Consider the following 19,359-nt stretch of genomic DNA (forward strand, 5'->3'; position numbering starts at 1 on the left):
CGCACCGGCGGAGCACTCAGCGTCCGGCGCCCGCCTCACCCGAGTCTTGTGCGATCCGCCCGGAACCGCGCCCGGAACCGCGGGAGTTCACACGGCGGAAACGTGACCGGAACACGCGGCCCGGCCTCGTCACTGCGACTCCGCTGCCGGTGACGGCTCAGGGCCGCTCGAGCAGCCGGCCGACCGGCGCCGAGGTCTCGCCCGTGACCCGGATTCCGCCGATCCACGTCGCCGCGACGGCGCCGCGCAGCACGCGGCCGTCGTAGGCGGAGACCTTGTTCTTGTGCGAGAGCGCGTCGACGTCCACCGGCGACGCGGCCTCCGGCTCGAACGCGACCAGGTCGGCGTCGGCGCCGGCCCGCAGCAGCCCCTTCTGCCCGAGCCCGGCGAAGGCGGCGGTCGCCGTCGACATCCAGGCGACGACCTGCTCCAGCGGGATCCCGCGCTCGCGCGCGCCCGTCCAGACCGCGCGGAAGCTCAGCTCGAGCCCCGAGATGCCGCCCCAGGCGAGGCCGAAGTCGCCGTCGTGCGCGAACTTGAGCTCGGCCGTGGCGGGGGAGTGATCGGAGGCGATCAGGTCGATCGTGCCGTCGAGCAGTCCCTTCCAGAGCAGCTCGCGGTTGCGCTCGTCCCGGATCGGCGGGCAGCACTTGAACTGCGTGCCGCCGTCGGGGATCGTCTCCGCATCGAAGGTGAGGTAATGCGGGCAGGTCTCCGCGGTGATCCGCAGCCCCTCGGCCTTCGCCTCGCGCAGCAGCGGCAGCGCCTCGGCAGAGGACAGGTGCAGGATGTGCGCCCGCCCGCCCGTCTCGCGGACGGCCTGGATCACGCTCGCGATCGCCGAGTTCTCGGAGGCGGGCGGCCGGGAGTCGACGAAGGCGTCGTAGGAGGTGCCGCCGCTGTTCGCGCTCGCCTCGAGCTCGTCCGGGTCCTCGGCGTGCACGATCAGCAGGCCGTCGAACGCGGCGATCTCGGCCATCGCCTCGAACAGCTGCTCGGTGCTGAGGTGCGGGAACTCGTCGACGCCGCTCGGCGAGAGGAAGCACTTGAAGCCGAAGACGCCCGCGTCGTGCAGCGCGCGGAGGGTGCCGAGGTTCTCCGGGATCGCCCCGCCCCAGAAGCCGACGTCGACGAGCGCCTGCGGACCGGCCGCGGCCTTCTTGGCGTCCAGCCCCGCGACGGTGGTGGTCGGCGGGATCGAGTTCAGGGGCATGTCGATGATCGTGGTGACCCCGCCCGCGGCGGCAGCGCGGGTGGCGGAGGCGAAGCCCTCCCACTCGGTGCGGCCGGGCTCGTTCACGTGCACGTGCGTGTCGACGATCCCCGGCAGCAGCACCTGACCGGCGGGGAGGACGACCTCCTCCAGGGTCTTCCAGGGCGCGTCGATGTCGCCGACGGCGACGATGAGGCCGCCCGCGACGGCGACGCTGGCGGGCCGCGTCCCGTTCTCGGTGAGGACGGCGGAGGAGCGGATCACGAGGTCGAGCGAGGGGGAGTCGTCGGGCATGGGTTCGACCATATACTCGGCATGTTTCCCGCGTGTGAGCGCCCGCCGGCCGCACGACCCGGCTCCGCGCCCTCCCGCCCGTCGACGTCGGAGGCCGCCGTGCTCGAACTCGCCGTACCGCTCCTCGCGCGCGTCGAGGCGGGCGAGAGCGTCGCCGTGGTCACCGTCACGCACGTCTTCGGCTCGGCGCCGCGTGCCCTCGGCTCCTCGATGGCGGTCGACGCGGCCGGCAGCGCCATCGGCTCGATCTCGGGCGGCTGCGTCGAGGCCCAGGCCTACGCGCTCGCGCAGGAGGTGCTCGGCTCCGGCGGCTCCGGCTCGGAGCACTTCGGCTTCGACGACGAGGCGGCCTTCGCGGCCGGTCTCTCCTGCGGCGGGCAGCTGCGGGTCTTCGGCCACGTCGTCGACGCGAGCTCGGGGGCCGTGCTGGCCGAACTGCGGGCCGCGCGGGCCGGGCGGCCGGCGGGACTGGCGATGATCGTCGGCGGGCCGGCCGAGCTCGTCGGCCTGGTGCTGACGGGCGCGACCCGCGCTCAGGACGTGGTGGGACCGTCGCTGGACGAGGACACGGTGCGCCGGATCCTCGCCGAGCGGGCCGCGCGCCTGGCCTCGGGCCGCTCGGCGACGGTGGAGATCGCCTGCCAGGGCACCGAGCTCGAGGTGACCTACGTCGTGAGTGCCGAGAAGCCGCGTCTGCTGATCTTCGGCGCCGTCGACTTCTCCGCGGCGCTCTGCGCGGCCGGGGCGCTGCTCGGCTACCGCGTGACGGTCTGCGACGCGCGACCGGTCTTCGCGACGGCGGAGCGGTTCCCGGGCGCCGACGAGGTCGTGGTCGACTGGCCGTCCGACTACCTCGCGGCGACGGAGGTGGATGAGCGCACGGTGATCGCGGTGCTCACCCACGACGAGAAATTCGACGTGCCGCTGCTCGAGACGGCGCTGACCCTGCCGGCCGCCTACATCGGCGCGATGGGCTCGCGGCGCACGCACGAGCGGCGGCTGCGGCTGCTGCGCGAGGCCGGGGTGGCGGAGGAGTCGCTCGCCCGGCTGCACTCGCCGATCGGCCTGGACATCGGCGCGTCGACGCCGGAGGAGACGGCGGTCTCGATCCTCGCGGAGGTGCTGGCGGTGCGCGCCGGGGCATCCGGGGCGCCGCTGGCGGGGCGGTCGGGTCCGATCCACGCCTCGAGCTAGAGGTCGGTACCGAGGGCGGATGCGCTGAGGGGCGGGCGCGCTCCGCTCCGGGGTGCGGATCCTCCGATGGAAACCGCAGCGAAACACCGCGCTGGCATTCTGGGGGGATGCAGCGTCACGTCATCACCGGAGCCCACGTCGCCACCGTCGACGCCGCCGGGGCCGAGCACCCCGGCGGCCACGTGGTCGTCGACGACCGGCGGATCGTCGCCGTCGGCGCGGGGGAGCCGCCCGCCTGGGCCCTGGACGGCCGGGCGCCGACCGGGCTCCCGTCCGCGGAGCCGGTCGTGCTCACCCGGGTCGACGGCCGCGGCCACCTGCTGACCCCGGGGCTCGTCAACACCCACCACCACCTGTACCAGTGGCTGACCCGCGGCTGGGCGCAGGACTCGATCCTCTTCGACTGGCTCGTCGCGCTGTACCCGGCCTGGTCGCGGATCGACGCCGATCTGACCCGGTCCGCCTCGCTCGGTGCGATGGGGGTGCTCGCCCGCTCGGGCTGCAGCACCGTCGGTGATCACCACTACGTCTTCCCGCGCGGGTCCGGCGACATCGTGGGCGGGATCGTGGACGCCGCCTCGACGCTCGGGCTGCGCCTGCACGCGACGCGGGGCTCGATGGACCTCGGCGAGTCGCAGGGCGGGCTGCCGCCGGACTTCGCGGTCGAGACGACCGCGGCGGCGCTGCAGGCGAGCGGCGAGGCCGTCGAGCGCTACCACGACGCCTCCTTCGAGGCGATGGTGCGCGTCGCGATCGCGCCGTGCTCGCCGTTCTCGGTGACCCCGGACCTGCTGCGCGAGTCGACGGTCCTCGCTCGGCAGCTCGGCGTGCGGCTGCACACCCACGGCTCCGAAACGGTCGAGGAGGACGCTTACACCCGCGAGACCTTCGGGATGTCGCCCACGGACTACCTCGAGTCGCTCGGCTGGCTCGGCGACGACGTCTGGATGGCGCACGGCGTGCACCTCGACGACGACGCGATCGCGAAGTTCGCCGCCACGGGCACCGGAGTCGCGCACTGCCCGTCCTCGAATGCGCGGCTCGCGGCGGGCATCGCGCCGATCCCGCAACTGCTGGCGGCCGGGGCTCCGGTCGGGCTCGGCGTGGACGGCGCGGCGTCGAACGAGTCCGGGCAGCTGGGCTCCGAGATCCGCGCGGCCGTGCTGATGAACCGGCTCCGCGCCGGCGCAGACCGGATGGGCGCGCGGCAGGCGCTCTCGATCGCGACGATCGGCGGCGCGCGCGTGCTCGGCCGCCAGGACGAGATCGGCTCGATCGAGGTGGGCAAGCTCGCCGACCTGGCGCTGTGGCGGATCGACGGGGTCGAGCACGCCGGCATCGCCGATCCGGTCGCGGCCCTCGCGCTCGGCGCGCAGCCGCCGCTGACGCTGCTGCTCGTGAACGGGCGGCCCGTGGTCGCGGACGGGCACCTCGTCTCCGCGGACGAGGACGCGATCGCCCGCGAGGTCGCCCGCGCGAGCGCGGAGCTGGCGGCGCGCGTCTGACTGAGCACGGCCCGGATTGCGGACCACCCTCCGCCGCTGAGGGAGCGACCCGTGCGGCGGCCCGCCCGTTCTTGCTGATCGAGTAGGCCGCGAAGCGGGCGTCTCGAGATCCACGGTCGTCCGTGGGGCGGTCTGCAGACACCGCGTGCTGGCGGTGGTGGGTCTCGATACGCCCCTGCAGGGCTACTCGACCAGCACGGGCGGCCCTGGCCACGGCCGCCGCTCGGGTCAGCCGGGGGGCGCGCCTGCATCGACCGTCGGCACGGGGGGCGCGTCGGGGTGGAGCAGGCGCCAGACGCGGTCGCGGGAGACGGGCAGGGCGTGCGGCCGGACGCCGACGGCGTCGCGGACGGCGTTGGCGAGGGCGGGCGCCACCGGGTTGTAGGGCGCCTCGCTCATCGATTTCGCGCCGAACGGGCCTAGCTCGTCGGCCGTGTCGGCGAAGTAGACCTCGGTCGGCGGCACGTCGGCCATCTGCGGGATGTGGTAGTTCCGCAGGATCGCCGTGGTCACGGTGCCCTCGCCGTCGAGGATCACCTCCTCGTACAGCGCCGAGCCGATCGCCTGGGCGACGCCGCCCTCGACCTGCCCGCGGAGCTGCGCCGGATTGATCACGAAGCCCGCGTCGACCGCCTGCACCGACTGCAGGATCCGCACCTCGCCGGTCGGCGCGTGCACCGCGACGCGGAAGCCCTGCACGTTGAAGGCGAGCGAGCGCTGCGCGCCGTCCTCGCTTCCGGTCGCCGACACCGGTCCGCCGGCCGCGAGCACCAGGTCCGCGTAGCTCACCCGGGTCCCATCGGCGGCGAGGAGCCCCTCGTCGTCCGGCTCGAACTCGCTGCCGTCGTGACCGGTGAGCCGCTTCGCCAGCGAGCGCAGATCGGCGAGGAGCCGCAGCGCCGCGCTGTACACGGCCTTGCCGGCGACGACCGTCCCCGCGGAGCCGAACGCGCCGGTGTCGTACCGGGCCGCGGCGGTGTCCGACTGGCGGATCCGCACCCGGTCCGCCGAGGCGCCGAACGCACTCGCGACGAGCTGCGTGTGCACGGTCGTCGTCCCGTTCCCGAACTCCGCGGTGCCCACTCCGATCGTCAGAACGCCGTCGGCGTCGACCGACACGGTCGCCTCCGAGAAGTGGCCGCGCGGAGGCAGCGTCGCGATCATCGCGACCGCCATGCCGCGCCCGGTGCTCCAGCCCGGTCCCTCCGGAGCCGGCGCGCCCGTCGCGCGGTCGAGCGCCGCCTCCGCGAGATCGAGGCACTGGTCGAGCCCGTAGGAGGCGAAGCCGATGTCGTCGCCCTCCACATGGGTCACGACGAGCGGCTCGCCCGGCTTCACCGCGTTGATCCGCCGCAGCTCGAACGGGTCGATGCCGAGCTCGCCAGCGAGCTCGTCCATCGCGGACTCGATGCCGAAGATCACCTGGCCGAGGCCGTAGCCGCGGAACGCGCCCGAGGGCAGGTTGTTCGTGTAGACCGCCTGCGCGTCGACGCGCTTGTTCGGCGCCGTGTAGGTCGCGACCGACTCCGACGTGCCGTGGAACATCACCCCGGGGCCGTGGTTGCCGTAGGCGCCGGTGTCCGAGAGCACGTCGACGCTCAGCGCGGTCAGCGTCCCGTCGCGGCGCGCGCCGAGCGTGACGTCGACCCGCATCGGGTGCCGGCAGGGCGCCATCGTGAACTCGTCGGAGCGGGTGAACTCGAACTGCACCGGCCGCCCGGTCGCCAGCACGGCCAGCGCGACGACGTCCTCGGTGAGGATCTCCTGCTTGCCGCCGAAGCCGCCGCCGACCCGCGCGGTGAAGACCCGCACGGTCGCGGGGTCGCGGTCGAAGATCCGCGCGATCTCGTCGCGGACCAGGAACGGCACCTGGGTGGAGGTGCGCAGCACCAGCTCGTCGCCCTCGAGCCAGCCGATCGTGCCGTGCGTCTCCAGCGCGGTGTGCGCGACGCGGGAGGTGGTCCACCGCCCCTCGACGACGACGTCCGCCTCGGCGAGGCCGGCCGCGACGTCGCCGTACTCGCCGTGCAGCTCGGCGACCACGTTCGAGCCGGGGTCGGCGATTCGCGAGGCGATCGGGTCCTTGTCCGCGTGCAGGAGCGGGGCACCGGGCGCGCGCGCCTCCTCCGGGTCGAAGACCGCGGGCAGCAGCTCGTACTCGACCTCGATCGCGCGGCAGGCGGCCTCGGCCACTCCGACCGACTCGGCGACGACGACCGCGACGCGCTGGCCGCGGAAGCGCACGACGGTGTCGAGCATCCGGGTGTCGTCGGGGTCGTCCAGCCGCGACTCGTGCCGCGCGGTGGAGTAGAGGATGTCCGGCACGTCCGCGGCGGTCAGCACGGCCACGACGCCGGGCATCGTCGCGGCGACCGCGGTGTCCATCGAGAGGATGCGGGCGTGTGCGTGCGGGCTCTGCAGCACCTTGAGGTGCAGCAGCCCGGGCACGGCGACGTCGAGCGTGTACGGCTCCTGGCCGGAGACGATGCGGCGGCCGGCGGGGGCGCCGAGCGAGCGGCCCACCCGTGACTCATCGGCGGAGGTGCGCCCGGTGCGCCGCACGGGGGTCAGCCCGGTGGGCGGCGCGCAGACGTGCTCGGACACCGCCTCGCGGATCGGCCGGTAGCCGGTGCAGCGGCAGAGGTTTCCCTTCATCAGGCGGGGGAGGTCCCCCTCCCGCGCCCCCTGGAGGGCGCTCGCGGTGACGACCATGCCCGCGGTGCAGAAGCCGCACTGGAACGCGGCGTGGTCGACGAACGACTGCTGCACCGCGCCGGGTTCCTCCGGAGTGCCGAGTCCCGCGGCGGTGGTGACCTCGCGCCCCTCGATGCGGTGCGCGGGGTAGAGGCAGGAGTGGAAGGGCGTGCCGTCGACGAGCACCGAGCAGGCGCCGCAGTCGCCCGCGTCGCAGCCCTTCTTGACCTCGAAGTGCTCGTGGTCGCGCAGCAGCGTCCGCAGCACCTGGCCGGGGCGGGGCGACGCGTCGACCGGTTCGCCGTTGACGGTGAATCTCATGCGGCGCCTCCCGCGGTCGGGGTGGTCTCGCCGCTCGTCGCCGGCTGGTCCGCTCCGCCCAGCTCGTCGCGGATCTCCTCGGCCAGCACGCCGACCACCGCGCGCCGCCAGTCGGCCGTGCCGTGCGGGTCGGTGAACCAGGTCGTGATCGCGCCGAGCGCGGCGTCGAGCTCCTCGGCCGTCGGGAGCGCCGTCCAGCGCAGCACCTCGGGCCGGATCGTCGCGGCGGTGACCGTGACCACGACCTCCCCGTCGGCGTCCACCCGGCCGATGACGAGCGCGCCGGAGCGCCCGAGCGGCGACAGCGCGATCTTCCGGTACGCCGTCCGCGCCGCCAGCGCCCGGCGCGGGATCTCGATCGAGCGGATCACGTCGCCGTGCCCGAGCGAGGTCGTCATGTTGCCCGTGACCAGCTCGGCGACCGGCACGAGAGCGTCGGAGCCGTCCGCGCGCCAGACGAGCGCCTCGGCGTCGAGCGCCGCGGTGAGGCTGATCATCGGCCCGGCCGGGAGTGCGTTGGCGATGTTGCCGCCGACCGTCGCGACGTTCCAGATCTTGAAGGAGCCCAGCAGTGCCGTGCAGCACTGGAAGAAGAGCGGGTGCGCGGGCCGACCGCCGTCCGGCATCGCCGACAGCTCGGCGAGCGTGCAGGTCGCCGCGATCGAGAGGCCCTCGGCCGTCTCGCGGTACGGCTCCCAGCCGAAGCCCTGCAGGTCGAGCAGCTCGTCGAGGTGGTCGTGCGGGAGCGAGAACACCCAGGACCCGCCGCCGATCACCGCGGTGCGCGGACCCATCGCGGCCAGGTCGGCGCGCTCGCGGACGACGCGCACGCGCTGGATCGTGTTCAGGTCCATGCCGCGCCCTCCGCTCCGTGCGCCGACGGCGCGCTCCTCCCAGTGAACCCCAGACGTGTGACGCTCGTGTTTCCGAGCCCGCCGCGGCCGATCAGCCGAGCGACGCGACCCACTCCGAGCTGCCGTCGACGAACGACTGCTCCTTCCAGATCGGCACGGTCGCCTTGATGTCGTCGACCAGCGCCGCGCAGGCCTCGAAGGCCGCGGCGCGGTGGGCGGAGGCGACGGCGCAGGCGAGCGCGAGGTCGCCGACCACGAGGTCGCCGACCCGGTGCACCGCGGCGACGCGCACCTCCGGGAACCGCTCGACGATCCGCCGGGCCGAGGCGAGCAGTGCGGCAGGCGCCTCGGGGTGCGCCTCGTAGGAGAGGCGCAGCACCCCGCGGCCCTCGTCGTGGTCGCGGACGATCCCGGCGAAGGTGACGACGGCGCCGTGGGTCGGCGACTCGACGGCGTGCTCGCACTCGTCGACGGTGACGGGGTCGCGGGCGATCCGGGCCAGGGCGACGGGATCAGCGGACATGATCGCCCCCGCCCAGCTGGTCCAGCACGTGGCCGATGATCGGCTCCAGCACCTCGATGCCGTCGCGGACGCCCCCGGGAGAGCCGGGCAGGTTCACGATGACGCTCCGGCCGCTGACTCCCGCGCGCCCACGGCTGAGTACCGCGGTGGGCACGTGCGCGGCCCCGCGCGCGCGGATCGCCTCGGCGAGTCCGGGCAGCTCGCGCTCGAGCAGCGGCGCGGTCTGCTCCGGAGTGACGTCGCTCGGTGCGACGCCCGTGCCGCCGGTGGTGATCACCACGTCGATGCCGGCCGAGAGCGCATCGGAGATCGCCTCGCCCACCGCGTCGCCGTCGGCGACGACGACCACGCGGCCGCTCCAGCCGCGGCTCTCGAACCAGGTGAGCAGCGCCGGACCGGTGCGGTCCTCGTAGACGCCCGAGGCGGCGCGGGTGGAGGCGACCACCGCGACCGCGGTGCGGCTCACGACCGGCTCCACGAGCCGCTCCTGCCGCCCTCTTTCGCCAGGACCCGTATCCCGGTGATGACGGCGCCGCGGTCGACGGCCTTGATCATGTCGTAGACCGTGAGCGCGGCGAGGCTGACCGCGGTGAGCGCCTCCATCTCGACGCCGGTGCGGCCGCTCGTGCGCACGCGCGCCTCGATCCGGACCCGGTCGTCGCCGGGCTCGAGGTCGATGTCGACGCCGTCGAGCACCAGCGGGTGGCAGAGCGGGATCAGCGCGGAGGTGGCCTTGGCGCCCATGATCCCGGCGATGCGCGCGACGCCGAGCGCCTCGCCCTTGGGCAGCTCGCCCTGCGCGAGGAGGCGGACGACGTCGGGAGTCGTCTCGACGAACCCCTCCGCGACCGCGACCCGCGAGGTGACCTGCTTGCCGCCGACGTCGACCATGTGCACGGCGCCGTCGCCGCGGACGTGGGTCAGCTCGGTGCCGTCGGCCGTCCCGCCTCTTCCGGTCGTGTCCGTCGTGTCAGTCATCGATCCTCCAGATCTCGACCGTGTCTCCGGTCGCGGCGTGCTCGGTCCCGATCGGGACGTGGATCAGCACGTTCGATCGAGCGTAGGACGCGAGCAGGTGCGAGCTCGGCCCGCCGACGGCGTGCACGAGCCCTTCGTCGTCGAGGGTGCCGCGCCGGATCTGGTGCAGATGCCCGGGGGAGTCGAGCGGCGTGGCCAGCCGCGCGCGCAGCCGGGGACGCTCGGCCGGCAGCCGGCCGGCGAGGGAGCGGAGCACGGGGCGCAGGAACAGCTCGAACGAGACCAGGGCGCTGACCGGGTTGCCCGGCAGCGAGACGATCGGCAGGTGCAGGTCGTCGCGGACCCGGACCAGGCCCAGGCCCTGCGGTCCGCCCGGCTGCACGGCGACGTGGCCGAACTCGGAGCCGGCCGCCCCGAGCGCGTCGCGGACGACCTCGTAGGCGCCGGCGCTGACCCCGCCGACGGTGATCGCGAGGTCGGCCTCGGCCGCGTGCGCGTCGAGGAGCGCGAGGAGGTCCTCCGCCCGGTCGCTGCCGCAGGGCACCACGATCGGCAGGCCACCGGCCTCGCGGACCGCCTCGGCCAGCAGTGAGCCGTTGGCGTCGAAGATCTGGGCGTCCTCGAGCTCCGAGCCGGCCGCGCGGATCTCGTGCCCGGTCGGCACGACCAGCACGCGGACGCGGGGGAGCACCTCGACCTCGGTCAGGCCGAGCGAGGCGAGCAGCCCGTAGTGCGCGGCGCGGAGGACGGTGCCGGCGGGCAGCGCGAGCTCGCCCTGCCTCGCGTCGCTGCCCCGGGCGCGGACGAAGGCCGCCGCGACGACGGGGCGCGAGAAGGCGACCTGGGCGTCGGTGCTGCCAGGGGCAGGGAAGCGCGGCGGGTCGACGGTCTCGATCGCGACGACGGCGTCGGCGCCGGCCGGCAGCGGCGAGCCCGTCATGATCGGCACCGCGGTGCCCGCCTCGTGCCGGGGAGCGCGGTCGCCGGCCGGGATCGGCGCGGCTACAGGCAGCGAGACCGGGCTGCCGGCGCTCGCCGCGGCGAGGTCCGCCGCGCGCACCGCGAAGCCGTCCATCTGCGAGTTGTCGAAGCGCGGCAGATCCAGCGGAGCGTCGACCGAGCGCGCGAGCACGCGGCGGTCGTACGCACCCGGGTCGGCGGCGACGGCGGCGGGAGCGAGCGTCAGCGTCTCGCGGGCGCCGCGGGTGGCCAGCGGCGAGAGCAGCGCGCGCACGCGGGCGGCGTGCAGATCGATCGAGGTCATCGGGTCCTCTCGGAGGTCCTGGCCGGCGAAAGCGCTCCTGACGGGGCGGGGCGTTCCTGACGGGGCGGAGGCGTTCCTGACCGGCGGCAGGGACGTCTCCATCTTGCCCGCTCCGGCCCGGATCCGGCGCGTAGTCTGTCCGGATGAGCACAGCACTCGGGATCCCCGGCATCCGGCCCCGCCCACGCGGTGCGGTCCTCCCGGCCGAGCGGCCCGAGACCCCGCTGCTGCTCGACAGCTACGGCCGCGTCGCCGACGATCTGCGCATCTCGCTGACCGATCGCTGCAACCTCCGCTGCACCTACTGCATGCCGGCCGAGGGACTGCCGTTCCAGCCGCCCGCGTCGCTGCTGAACCGCGAGGAGATCGTCCGCCTCGCCCGCATCGCCGTCGAGCAGTTCGGCGTCCGCCAGATCCGCTTCACCGGCGGCGAGCCGTTGCTGCGCAAGGACCTCGTCGACATCATCCGCGACGTCGCCGCGATCGAGCCGCGCCCCGAGATCTCGCTGACCACCAACGCGATCGGCCTCTCCGGCCGCGCGCAGTCCCTCGCTGACGCGGGCCTGGACCGGGTGAACGTCTCGCTCGACTCCATCTGCGCCGAGACGTTCGCGAAGGTCACCCGCCGCCCCTTCCTCGACCGGGTCCTCGCCGGCATCGACGCGCTCGGCCCCGCCGGGCTCCAGCAGACCAAGATCAACGCCGTGCTCCTGCCCGGGATCAACGACCACGAGGCGCCCGAGCTGCTCGCCTGGGCGCTCGCCGGAGGGCACCAGCTCCGCTTCATCGAGCAGATGGCCCTCGACGCCGACCACGGCTGGGACCGCTCCACCATGATCACGGCGGCGATGATCCGAGACCTGCTCTCGGAGCGCTTCGTCCTCACGCCGAACGCCGCGCCGCGCGACGGCGCGCCCGCCGAGCTCTTCGACGTCCGCGCGATCGGCTCCGACGAGCTGCTCGGCACCGTCGGCATCATCGCCTCCGTCACCGAGGCGTTCTGCGGCGACTGCCGCCGCACCCGGCTCACCGCCGAGGGCGGCGTTCGCAGCTGCCTCTTCTCCAACGAGGAGACCGACCTGCTCGGCGCGATGCGCTCCGGCGCCGACGACCATCACGTCGCCCAGCTCTGGCGCGGCGCGATGTGGGCCAAGCCGGCCGGCCACGAGATGAACCGGGCCGGTTTCGTGCAGCCCGAGCGCACCATGAGCGCGATCGGCGGCTGAGCGTGCGCGTCCGCTACTTCGCCGCGGCGAAGGCCGCCCTCGGGCGCGCCTCCGACGAGCTCGACGGCGTGGCCGACCTGGCCGCCCTGGAGGCGGAGCTGGTCGCCTCCGCGCCGTCCGCGGCCGACGTCCTCGCCCGCTGCAGCTACCTGGTCGACGGCGTCTCGACGACCGACCGCGCCACGCCGCTGCCCGCCGGCGCCGCGGTCGACGTCCTGCCGCCCTTCGCCGGCGGCTGACCCCTGCGCCCTCGCCGTTCTGCAGGCTCGTGTCCGTTGTGCAGGAGATCTCGGCTCCGGTCGGCCGCGCCACGCGGCGAGACGGCACAGGGAACGCGGAAGACCTGCGAATCGGACCTCTGACCGGATCAGCGCCAGCCCACCATCCCGCCGAGCAGAGAGTCGGAGGCGATCCCCGCCGCCGCCGCCCGGTCGGCCGCGATCCGCGAGCGCACTCCCGAGGCGCAGTGCAGCACCAGCGGCCCCGCGGGCAGCAGCGCCGGATCGAACCGCGACATCGGCAGCCGCACGGCCCCGGGGATCGCGACGGAGCGGTCCTCGTCGTCCTCTCGCAGATCGACGACCGTCGGCGGCGTCGGCCCGGCGAGCCGCGCCCGCAGCTCGTCGGCGGTCACCGCTCCGGCCACGGCGAGCACCACAGCCACCGGCGGCACCGCGCGGGCCAGCGGCAGCTCGCTCCAGGTGCTGTCCAGCGCGTCGTGCACGACGACCCGCCCGAACAGCGGCTCGCCGACGCCCGTGACGAGCTTGACCACCTCGCTCGCCATCGCCGAGCCGATCGCCGCGCAGAGCGAGCCGAGCACCCCGACCGTCGCACAGCTGTCGGCCGCGTCCTCGGCCCCGGGGTGCAGGGCGCGCAGGGTGACTCCGCCCCCGGGCGCGTCGGCCCAGAACGTGGACAGCTGCCCGTCGAAGCCGAGCGCCGAGCCCCAGACGTGCGGGACCCCGGCCCGGGTCGTCGCGTCGGAGGCGAGGTAGCGCGAGCCGAAGGTGTCGAAGCCGTCGACCACCACGTCCCAGCCGGCGACGAGCGCGTCGGCGTTCGCAACGGTGAAGGAGACGGGGAAGGCCTGCACATCGATCCCGGGGGAGAGCCGCCGCGCGGTCGCTGCCGCGGACTCCGCCTTCGACGAGCCGATCGACGACTCGTCGTGCGCCGTCTGCCGCGCGAGATTCGACGCCTCGACGACGTCGCCGTCGACGATCCCGAGATGACCGACTCCGGCCGCGGCGAGCGCCGTGATCACCGGGGAGCCGATGCCGCCCGCGCCGAGGACGAGCACCCGCGCATTCCGCAGGCGTCGCTGCCCGAGCTCGCCGAGCGGCGACAGCCGGATCTGCCGGGCGAAGCGCTCGCGCTCGGCGGCGGTCAGCGGCGGCCCCGGCTCCACCAGCGGGATCACGGCGCCACCTCGTCGAGCCGCCACTGCCCCTCCACGGCGATCGCCCGGAACCCCACGGCCTCGTTGACGGCGAGCATCGGCCGGTTCTCCTCCGCGTTCCAGGTGTAGACGGCTCGGCAGTCGGGATCGGCCGCGGCCAGGTGCTCGAGCGCGTCGAGCTTCAGCAGCATGCCGAGCCGGTGCCCGCGGTGCGCCGGCTGCACGAGCGTCGCGCCCCAGAGCGCCGCGCGGCCGGGCAGCACGTCGACGGTGCAGTAGCCGACCGGCCGGTCCTCGTGCAGGGCGACCGAGGTCAGCTCCACCCGTCCACCGGCGGTCGACTCGCGGTCGTGCGCCTCGAGGCGCTCGCGGGTCCAGGTCTCCTCCGGCACCGACAGCCCGGCCGTGGGCGCCTGCGCGGACATGCTCGCGCGCAGGGCGAGCATCCCGTCGACGAGCTCCGCGGGCGTCGCACCGCTCCAGTGCCGCAGCTCGTAGCCCTCGGCGTGCGCCAGGGCACCGCGGCGCCGGGACGCGGCGAGCACGGGGTCCAGCGGCAGCCGCACCGCGCTGACCCGCTCCACCTGCTCCAGCACCCAGCCGCGGGAGGCGAGCCAGCGCGCGCCGGGGTCGTCGGCCGGAACGGAGCCCGCCCCGGAGCGCGCGGCCCGGCGCGGCCCCGAGCGGTCGGCCCGGTGCGCCGTCCAGGTCTGCAGCACGGTGCGCCCGAGCGCGTGCGCCTCCGCCGTCAGCCGCTCCAGCAGGGCGGAGCCGACCCCGCGCCCGCGCTCCGCGGCGAGGACGGAGAACGCCAGCCAGGCCGCGTCGTCGCCCTCCTCGGTGCTCCAGTGCAGCTCGCCGCTGCCGACCGCGCGGACTCCCTCGGCGTCCACCAGCTCGGCGAGGAATGCGCGGCGCGGGTCGAACTCCTGCTGCCGCCACTCGCCGAGGTTCGTCTCGGCGGGGAAGCCGAGCTCGTCCGTGCCGGTGCCCTCGGCCTCGACGGCGTTGCCGATCGCGGTGAGGGTGACGAAGTCGTCCCAGCCCCCGGCGCCCGGGTGCTCGGGGATCGGCAGCTCGCGGATCCGGAGCGCGGGGTCGGTGGGGCTCGTCACCTCCCCAGTGTGCACGCCGCCGGGCCGCACCGCGCGGTTCCGGGGCACGACGGAGCCCGTCGAGTACCGTAGGGAGCGTTTTCGAGCGGAGCGAGGCGGCCGGGTGTACCTGAAGAGCCTGACCCTCAAGGGGTTCAAGTCCTTCGCGCAGCCGACCACGTTCGCCTTCGAGCCCGGGGTCACCTGCGTCGTCGGGCCCAACGGCTCGGGCAAGAGCAACGTCGTCGACGCTCTCGCCTGGGTGATGGGGGAGCAGGGCGCGAAGACCCTCCGCGGCGGCAAGATGGAGGACGTCATCTTCGCCGGCACCTCCACCCGCGGCCCGCTCGGCCGCGCGGAGGTCGCGCTCACCATCGACAACACCGACGGCGCGCTGCCGATCGAGTACACCGAGGTGACGATCAAGCGCACCCTGTTCCGCAACGGCGGCAGCGAGTACGCGATCAACGGCCGCGCCTGCCGGCTGCTCGACGTCCAGGAGCTGCTGAGCGACTCCGGTCTCGGCCGCGAGATGCACGTCATCGTCGGCCAGGGCCAGCTCGACGCCGTCCTGCACGCTACCCCGGAGGAGCGCCGCGGCTTCATCGAGGAGGCGGCCGGCATCCTCAAGCACCGCCGCCGCAAGGAGAAGACCCTCCGCAAGCTCGACGGCATGCAGGCGAACCTGACCCGCCTCTCCGACCTCGCCGGCGAGATCCGCCGCCAGCTCAAGCCGCTCGGCCGCCAGGCGGAGGTCGCCCGGCAGGCGCAGACCATCGCCGCCGTCGTCCGCGACGCCCGCGCGCGCCTGCTCGCCGACGACGTCGTCACTCTCCGCACCGCGCTCGACGGCTTCGCCCGCACCGAGAGCGAGCGGCACAGCGAGCGCCTCGTGCTGCAGGAGCGGCTCGAGCAGAGCACGCTGCGCACCGCCCGGATCGAGTCCGAGATGGTCGGCGACGCGGTCGACGACGCCCGGCGCACCACCTTCGAGCTCGAATCGGTGCAGGAGCGGCTGCGCAATCTGGCGGCGCTCGCCGGCCAGCGCCTCGCCCTGCTCGAGGCGGAGTCGGAGCAGCCCGCCGTGCAGCCCCGCGTCACGGCGCCGATGGTCGAGGAGGCGCGCGCCGAGCTGGAGCGCCTCCGCGTCGCCGTCCTCGACGCCGAGACCGCGTGGACCGACTCACAGAAGGCGACGGTGCGCGCTCGCGGCGCCCTGGACGCGACCGACGAGGAGATCGCGGCGCAGTCGGCGCTCGTCTCCCGGCACGACCTCGAGCTGTCCAAGCTGACCGGCCAGGCCGACACCGCCGCCTCCCGCCTCGCGGCCGTCCGCGGCGAGGTCCTCCGCGCGCAGAACACCCTCGACTCCGCCGTGCAGCGCCGCGAGGCGGCCCAGCGCCAGCTCGACGCGCTCGAGGACGAGATCGGCGAGGCCGGCGGCGGCACCGACGGCACGCTCGACGAGGGCTACGAGCTCGCGCAGTCCTCGGTCTTCGAGGCGGAGGGCGAGATCGAGCGGCTCCGCGAGGAGCTGCACGCGCTCGAGCGCGAGCGCGACGGACTCGCCGCCCGCCGCAGCGCCCTCTCGCTCGCCCTCGACGTCTCCGACGGCTCGGCCGAGCTGATCGCCACCCGCCTCGACGGCATCCGCGGCCGCGTCGCCGAGCGGATCCAGGTCCGCCCCGGCTACGAGGCGGCGATCGCCGCGGCCCTCGGTGCCGCCGCCGACTCCGTGCTCGCCGACTCGCAGCCGCACGCCGAGGCCGCACTCGACGAGGCGATCCGTCGCGAGCTCGGCCGGGTCGAGCTGCTGATCGGCGACGCCGCCCGCCCCGCCCTCGCGATCGAGGTGCCGGAGGGAGCCACCCGCGCCCGCGATCTCGTCACCGGCCCCGACGGCGTCCTCGCCCTCCTCGAGCAGGTCGTCGTCGTCGACGACCTCGACACCGCCCGCCGGCTCTGGCCCGCGCTGGCCGGCGGCGAGCACCCCGTCACCGTCGTCACGCGGGACGGCGCCTCGGTCTCCGACGCCGTGCTCAGCGGGGGAGCGGGCGGGCAGCGCAGCCGCCTCGAGCTGGTCTCCGAGCGCGACGCGGCTGCGAGCCGGCTGGAGGAGATCGAGGGCCGGATCGACCGCCTCCGCTTCGACCTCGCCGAGCAGACCGGCGCCCTGCGCGCCGCCAAGGAGCAGTCGCGCCTCGCCCTCGCCGCCCTGCGCGAGCACGACGCCGCCCGCGCCGCGCACACCGAGCGCCTCGGCCGTGTCCGCGCGCAGCTCGAGGGCGCCACCGCCGAGCTCGGCCGCGGCGAGAAGGCCCTGACCATCGCCACCGAGCGGGTCGGCGACGCCGAGGCCGCCGCGCAGAGGGCGAAGGGCGAGCTCGACGTCGCCCGCTCGCGCCCGCGCCCGGTCCTCGACGTCAGCGCCCGCGACGGCCTCCAGCGCGAGGTCGACGCGGCCCGCGAGCGCGAGATCGAGGCGCGCCTCGGCGTCGAGACCGCCAAGGAGCGGGTCCGAGCCGAGCAGTCCCGCGGCGAGTCGCTCGAGCGCCAGCTCGCCGCCGACCGCGCCGCCGCCGACGAGGCCGCCCGCCGCGCCGTGATCCGCCGCCGCCAGCACGACGCCGCGGCCGACGTGACCGGCGCGATCCCCGCCGTGCTCGCCTCCGTCGACCGCTCGGTGCAGCAGTCGCGCGCCGAGCTGCTCCGCGCCGAGACCGCGCGCTCGCAGCAGAACGAGGAGCTGCAGGCGCTGCGCCGCGAGGAGGGCGTGCTCCGCGACCGGCTGCAGAGCGTCACCGAGAGCGTGCACGGCCTGGAGCTGCAGATCTACGAGAAGCGCCTGCAGCTCACCGGGCTGCTCGAGCGCGCCGGCTCCGAGCTCGGCCTGGTCGAGGACGTGCTCGTCGCCGAGTACGGCCCCGAGGTCCCGGTCCCCGACGAGGCCGACGCCGAGGCGCCCGCGCGCCCGTTCCTCCGCGACGAGCAGCGCCGCCGGCTGGACAAGGCCGAGAAGCAGCTCGGCCAGCTCGGCCGGGTGAACCCGCTCGCCCTCGAGGAGTTCGCGGCTCTGGAGCAGCGCCACGTCTTCCTCACCGAGCAGCTGACCGATCTGACGAACACGCGGCGCGACCTGCTCACCATCATCGAGGAGCTCGACGAGACGATGCAGACGGTCTTCGCCTCGGCCTTCGACGACACCCAGGCCGCCTTCGCGGACGTCTTCCCGGTGCTCTTCCCCGGCGGCACCGGCAGCATCCGGCTCACCGACCCGGAGAACCTGCTCACCACCGGCATCGAGGTGGCCGTGCGCCCGGCCGGCAAGAAGATCGAGCGGCTGTCGCTGCTCTCCGGCGGCGAGCGCTCGCTCGCGGCGGTGGCCTTCATGGTCGCGATCTTCAAGTCGCGGCCGAGCCCGTTCTACATCATGGACGAGGTGGAGGCGGCGCTCGACGACGCGAACCTCGGCCGCCTGCTCAGCATCTTCCAGGACCTCCGCACGTCGAGTCAGCTGATCGTCATCACGCACCAGAAGCGCACGATGGAGATCGCCGACGCCCTCTACGGCGTCTCGATGCGCCAGGACGGGGTCTCCGCCGTGGTCGGTCAGCGCGTGGAGGCGCCGGCGGTCTGACGCCCGCGTCCGATTCGCAGGCGATGCCGGCCGGCAGGCCCGTCCTGCCGCAGGTGCAGGCGCCGCGAAGGGCGGATCGCCTGCAGATCGGACGTCCACCCGCCGGTAGCCTGGGCGCATGGCAGAACGCAGCTCCTGGTCGCTCGGTCGCGCACTCCGCGGCCTGTTCGAGAAGCGCACGATCGACGAGCAGACGTGGGACGACCTCGAGACGGCCCTGATCACCGCCGACTTCGGGCCCGACATCACCGAGGAGATGGTCGAGGACCTCCGCGCCAAGGTCGCCCGCTACAACACGACCGACCCCCGCGACCTCCAGCGCATGCTCCGCGAGTCGCTCGAGGAGCGCCTCTCCAAGTACGACACGACCCTGAAGCTCAGCGAGCGGCCCGCGGTCATCCTGGTCGTCGGCGTCAACGGCGTCGGCAAGACCACGACCATCGGCAAGTTCGCGAAGTTCCTCCGCAACTTCGACCGGAGCGTCGTGGTCGGCGCCGCCGACACCTTCCGCGCCGCCGCGGTCGACCAGCTCGCCACCTGGGCGCAGCGCGCCGACGCGCAGATCGTCCGGCCGCAGCAGGAGCGCCAGGATCCGGCCTCCGTCGCCTACCAGACCGTGGAGTACGCGAAGACCCACGGCATCGAGATGGTCATCATCGACACCGCCGGCCGCCTGCACACCAAGGGCGGCCTGATGGACGAGCTCGGCAAGATCAAGCGCGTCGTCGAGAAGCAGGCACCGATCTCCGAGATCCTCCTCGTCCTCGACGCGACCACCGGTCAGAACGGCCTGATGCAGGCCCAGGCCTTCATCGAGCACGCCGGCGTCACCGGCCTCGTCATCACCAAGCTCGACGGCTCGGCCAAGGGCGGCTTCGTCCTCGCCGTCCAGGAGAAGACCGGCATCCCCATCAAGCTCGTCGGCCAGGGCGAGGGCATCAACGACCTCACCGGCTTCACCCCCCACGTCTTCGCCGCCCAGCTCGTCGCCTGACCCGGGGAGCCCTCCCTCCCCCTCCGCGAGATGCCACTTGTGCACACGACACGCCGTGAAAGGCATGCACAACTGGCATCTCGCGAAGCAGTTCAGTCCCCGCCGCAGCGTGAGTCACCACTGACCGCCGGGCCGAGAGTGGACGCGAACCGAGTTCTGCGGGCGG

The 19,359-nt window shown here is 74.5% G+C and carries 15 protein-coding genes; 6 read left to right on the forward strand and 9 right to left on the reverse strand.

Annotated elements, in window-relative coordinates; all coding sequences use genetic code 11:
- Nucleotides 1–157: 157 nt before the first annotated feature.
- Nucleotides 158–1,507 carry an allantoinase AllB gene (allB, locus tag MT350_RS05690; protein ID WP_243599091.1) on the reverse strand — a complete coding sequence of 450 codons (1,350 nt, stop codon included), beginning with the start codon at nt 1,505–1,507 and terminating at the stop codon, nt 158–160.
- 99 nt (nt 1,508–1,606) lie between these two features.
- Between allB and MT350_RS05695 the strand changes: the two genes are divergently transcribed.
- Both MT350_RS05695 and MT350_RS05700 read left to right on the forward strand, forming a co-directional pair.
- Nucleotides 1,607–2,701: an XdhC family protein gene (locus tag MT350_RS05695; protein ID WP_243599092.1), complete on the forward strand. Its 1,095-nt coding sequence runs from the start codon at nt 1,607–1,609 to the stop codon at nt 2,699–2,701.
- A gap of 107 nt (nt 2,702–2,808) precedes the next feature.
- Nucleotides 2,809–4,206 carry an 8-oxoguanine deaminase gene (locus MT350_RS05700; RefSeq protein WP_243599093.1) on the forward strand — a complete coding sequence of 466 codons (1,398 nt, stop codon included), beginning with the start codon at nt 2,809–2,811 and terminating at the stop codon, nt 4,204–4,206.
- A 228-nt stretch (nt 4,207–4,434) separates the two neighbouring features.
- Here the strand turns inward: MT350_RS05700 and MT350_RS05705 are convergent, their stop codons facing one another.
- From MT350_RS05705 to glp, 6 genes are all read right to left on the reverse strand, one after another.
- Nucleotides 4,435–7,221 (reverse strand): molybdopterin-dependent oxidoreductase, encoded by a 2,787-nt coding sequence (locus tag MT350_RS05705; RefSeq protein WP_243615526.1) that lies wholly within the window; start codon nt 7,219–7,221, stop codon nt 4,435–4,437.
- Nucleotides 7,218–8,075 carry a xanthine dehydrogenase family protein subunit M gene (locus MT350_RS05710; RefSeq protein ID WP_243599095.1) on the reverse strand — a complete coding sequence of 286 codons (858 nt, stop codon included), beginning with the start codon at nt 8,073–8,075 and terminating at the stop codon, nt 7,218–7,220. The genes MT350_RS05705 and MT350_RS05710 overlap by 4 nt, the downstream gene beginning before the upstream one ends.
- Nucleotides 8,076–8,166: 91 nt before the next feature.
- Nucleotides 8,167–8,598 (reverse strand): molybdenum cofactor biosynthesis protein MoaE, encoded by a 432-nt coding sequence (locus MT350_RS05715; RefSeq protein WP_243599096.1) that lies wholly within the window; start codon nt 8,596–8,598, stop codon nt 8,167–8,169.
- Nucleotides 8,588–9,064 carry a molybdenum cofactor biosynthesis protein B gene (locus tag MT350_RS05720; protein ID WP_123446009.1) on the reverse strand — a complete coding sequence of 159 codons (477 nt, stop codon included), beginning with the start codon at nt 9,062–9,064 and terminating at the stop codon, nt 8,588–8,590. Before MT350_RS05720 ends, MT350_RS05715 begins: the two co-directional genes overlap by 11 nt.
- The gene (moaC, locus tag MT350_RS05725; protein WP_279396247.1) at nt 9,061–9,576 is read right to left on the reverse strand and encodes a cyclic pyranopterin monophosphate synthase MoaC; all 516 of its coding nucleotides are present in this window, start codon (nt 9,574–9,576) and stop codon (nt 9,061–9,063) included. Before moaC ends, MT350_RS05720 begins: the two co-directional genes overlap by 4 nt.
- Nucleotides 9,569–10,840 carry a gephyrin-like molybdotransferase Glp gene (glp, locus tag MT350_RS05730; RefSeq protein ID WP_243599097.1) on the reverse strand — a complete coding sequence of 424 codons (1,272 nt, stop codon included), beginning with the start codon at nt 10,838–10,840 and terminating at the stop codon, nt 9,569–9,571. The genes moaC and glp overlap by 8 nt, the downstream gene beginning before the upstream one ends.
- Before the next feature lie 143 nt (nt 10,841–10,983).
- Between glp and moaA the strand changes: the two genes are divergently transcribed.
- On the forward strand, nt 10,984–12,066 hold the full coding sequence (moaA, locus tag MT350_RS05735; protein WP_132437818.1) for a GTP 3',8-cyclase MoaA: 1,083 nt from the start codon (nt 10,984–10,986) through the stop codon (nt 12,064–12,066).
- Between the two features lie 2 nt (nt 12,067–12,068).
- Nucleotides 12,069–12,305, forward strand: a complete 237-nt coding sequence (locus MT350_RS05740) for a MoaD/ThiS family protein (RefSeq protein ID WP_308197315.1) — start codon at nt 12,069–12,071, stop codon at nt 12,303–12,305.
- 128 nt (nt 12,306–12,433) lie between these two features.
- Here MT350_RS05740 and MT350_RS05745 read toward each other — a convergent pair whose 3' ends face one another.
- On the reverse strand, nt 12,434–13,489 hold the full coding sequence (locus tag MT350_RS05745; protein ID WP_243599098.1) for a ThiF family adenylyltransferase: 1,056 nt from the start codon (nt 13,487–13,489) through the stop codon (nt 12,434–12,436).
- Nucleotides 13,486–14,583 carry a GNAT family N-acetyltransferase gene (locus MT350_RS20395; RefSeq protein ID WP_243599099.1) on the reverse strand — a complete coding sequence of 366 codons (1,098 nt, stop codon included), beginning with the start codon at nt 14,581–14,583 and terminating at the stop codon, nt 13,486–13,488. The genes MT350_RS05745 and MT350_RS20395 overlap by 4 nt, the downstream gene beginning before the upstream one ends.
- Nucleotides 14,584–14,686: 103 nt before the next feature.
- On the opposite strand from MT350_RS20395, the gene smc reads away from it, so the two are divergent.
- Nucleotides 14,687–18,199 carry a chromosome segregation protein SMC gene (gene smc / locus MT350_RS05755; protein WP_243599100.1) on the forward strand — a complete coding sequence of 1,171 codons (3,513 nt, stop codon included), beginning with the start codon at nt 14,687–14,689 and terminating at the stop codon, nt 18,197–18,199.
- Between the two features lie 118 nt (nt 18,200–18,317).
- On the forward strand, nt 18,318–19,193 hold the full coding sequence (ftsY, locus tag MT350_RS05760) for a signal recognition particle-docking protein FtsY (RefSeq protein ID WP_123445706.1): 876 nt from the start codon (nt 18,318–18,320) through the stop codon (nt 19,191–19,193).
- Nucleotides 19,194–19,359: the final 166 nt, after the last annotated feature.

This window comes from Rathayibacter sp. VKM Ac-2928 (assembly GCF_022815545.1).
Lineage (GTDB): Bacteria > Actinomycetota > Actinomycetes > Actinomycetales > Microbacteriaceae > Rathayibacter > Rathayibacter festucae.

Excerpts from the sequence above, each read along its gene's own strand:
- moaA (WP_132437818.1), top strand. The coding sequence starts at position 10,984 with ATGAGCACAGCACTCGGGATCCCCGGCATCCGGCCCCGCCCACGCGGT.
- MT350_RS05710 (WP_243599095.1), bottom strand. The coding sequence starts at position 8,075 with ATGGACCTGAACACGATCCAGCGCGTGCGCGTCGTCCGCGAGCGCGCC.
- moaC (WP_279396247.1), bottom strand. The coding sequence starts at position 9,576 with ATGACTGACACGACGGACACGACCGGAAGAGGCGGGACGGCCGACGGC.
- ftsY (WP_123445706.1), top strand. The coding sequence starts at position 18,318 with ATGGCAGAACGCAGCTCCTGGTCGCTCGGTCGCGCACTCCGCGGCCTG.
- MT350_RS05705 (WP_243615526.1), bottom strand. The coding sequence starts at position 7,221 with ATGAGATTCACCGTCAACGGCGAACCGGTCGACGCGTCGCCCCGCCCC.
- MT350_RS05700 (WP_243599093.1), top strand. The coding sequence starts at position 2,809 with ATGCAGCGTCACGTCATCACCGGAGCCCACGTCGCCACCGTCGACGCC.
- allB (WP_243599091.1), bottom strand. The coding sequence starts at position 1,507 with ATGCCCGACGACTCCCCCTCGCTCGACCTCGTGATCCGCTCCTCCGCC.
- glp (WP_243599097.1), bottom strand. The coding sequence starts at position 10,840 with ATGACCTCGATCGATCTGCACGCCGCCCGCGTGCGCGCGCTGCTCTCG.
- MT350_RS05715 (WP_243599096.1), bottom strand. The coding sequence starts at position 8,598 with ATGTCCGCTGATCCCGTCGCCCTGGCCCGGATCGCCCGCGACCCCGTC.